Annotated in this window: 2 protein-coding genes; both read left to right on the forward strand. The window is 34.5% G+C overall.

The window, feature by feature from the left end:
* Positions 1-1,401 (forward strand): histidine kinase dimerization/phospho-acceptor domain-containing protein (locus F6K13_RS30180; RefSeq protein ID WP_287289427.1); only part of this gene is annotated, 1,401 nt, incomplete at its 5' end.
* Between the two features lie 90 nt (positions 1,402-1,491).
* A partial coding sequence (locus F6K13_RS30185) for an ATP-binding protein (RefSeq protein ID WP_287289428.1) occupies positions 1,492-2,076 on the forward strand: 585 nt, incomplete at its 3' end.

Genomic DNA, 2,076 nt, shown 5'->3' on the forward strand with positions numbered 1-2,076 from the left:
GCCAAAAAACTAGCAGCATCTACCAAGATAGATCGGGGTACAAAACTAGCCAAATCTGGTAATGTAGAGGCAGCTATATCTGCTTTTAAAAAAGCTTTAGAACTAAATTCTAATATCAACCTTGATAGTACAGGAAAAACTGAAGAAAAAGACCCCCAATTCTTTGCCAAAAAACTAGCAGCATCTACCAAGATAGATCGGGGTACAAAACTAGCCAAATCTGGTAATGTAGAGGCAGCTATATCTGCTTTTAAAAAAGCTTTAGAACTAAATTCTAATATCAACCTTGATATTACGGAAAAAACTCAAGAAAAAGACCCCCAATCCTTTGCCATAAAATTAGCAGCATCTACCAAGATAAATGAGGTAGTCATGCTAGCCATATCTGGTGATTTAGAGGCAGCTATATCTGCTGTTAAAAAAGTTCTTAAAGGAGAGAAAAAAGCTGAAGCTGAAGCTGAATCCTTGGTCAAAACATTAGCAGCACCTCGGAAGATCAAAGAAGGAATAAAACTAGGAAAATCTGGAAAATCTGAAGAAGCAGTAGCCATTTTAAGAGAAGCACTACAATGGAACTCTGGGATTAATATATATAAGCACTTAAGTCAATTTAATGGTGGGCTAAATCAATGGGCAGATCAAGTTTACAATTCTCTAGAAGAGAAAGAAAAACCAGTTGCTCTGCGTATTTTCTTGGAACTTGTCGAGATAGAAAACGAAACAACTAATTCAGGTAAAGTTAATTATAAACCCAGCCGAGCTTTTTTAGAAGATTTACCAAATCCAGAGCAATCTCTGGAATTTTTACAGCAAGTGACAGGCAAGTTGGCTGACAAAAAAAATAGGTTAATTAGCATACATAATTTATCCTCTGGGAATACAATTTTATCTATTGCATATGAACCCTTGTTAGATGATTGGATAACTTTACAAAAATGGCTCAAAGATTATCAAGCTGTAATAGAAGTAACACGGGAAATTGAAATGGCAGCTCAAAATTGGAAAAATTATCCATCTTATAGTTTGCTATTGCTAGAAAAAAAATTAGTGGAAGCGGAGAATTATTTAAAAGAATATGGGCATTTAGGACTATTAAAAGGTTTTGGTTATGAATTTATTGAAGCTAGCAAAGAGTTGAAACAAAAACAAATAGAGGAAGAACGTAGTCGATTAGAAATTGTCAATAAACAATTGGAAAAATTAAATCAACTTAAAGATGAATTTTTATCTAATACCTCTCACGAACTCCGAACACCTCTCAACGCTATAATTAACCTGGCGGAGTCTATGATAGATTCTCCCACCGATCGACTATCTGAATCCCAGAAGAGCAATTTATCTCTTATTATTTATAGTGGTTCTAGACTAACTTATCTTATTAACGATATTCTAGATTTTTAAAAACTTAGAAACAAGGATATTCAACTTCAACAGAAATAAATTGGTCTAAAAGAAATCACTGAAATAGTTATTACCTTAAATCAACCTTCAGTGAAAAATAGCGCCTTGAAACTGATTAATTCTATTGATAATAATTTACCCCCTGTATATGCTGATGAAAATCGTCTGCAACAAATTCTATTCAACCTTATTGGTAATGCTATTAAATTCACTGAACGGGGTAAAATTGAAGTATCAGCAAAATTGCTTTCTGAGAAAAGTCAGAGACAATTAGAAATTACTATTTCTGACACAGGTATTGGTATTTCAGAAGATAAATTAGACAGTATTTTTGAATCCTTTGAACAAGCAGATGGAACTATCTCCCGTGAATATAGGGGAACAGGTTTAGGTTTAGCAATTACCAAACAACTTGTTGAGTTACACGGTGGCAAAATTGGTGTAAAATCAGTGCTTGGAAAAGGTTCCCGCTTTACCTTTACTTTGCCTGTGTCTGAGAAACCAGCAGAAAAAATAGAGACTTCACCAATTTTGTCTCCAGTAGTACAGACAATTGATGTAAATCCTGAAGTTGATGCAGGCGATCGAGACGTCACGTTAGCAAAAAAACATGGAGAGTCCAGGGAAAATAATTCGGCAAAAGTTCTGATTGTTGACGACGATCTTGTGAATCTA

It is taken from the genome of Okeania sp. SIO2B9 (assembly GCF_010672505.1).
GTDB classification, from domain to species: domain Bacteria; phylum Cyanobacteriota; class Cyanobacteriia; order Cyanobacteriales; family Microcoleaceae; genus Okeania; species Okeania hirsuta.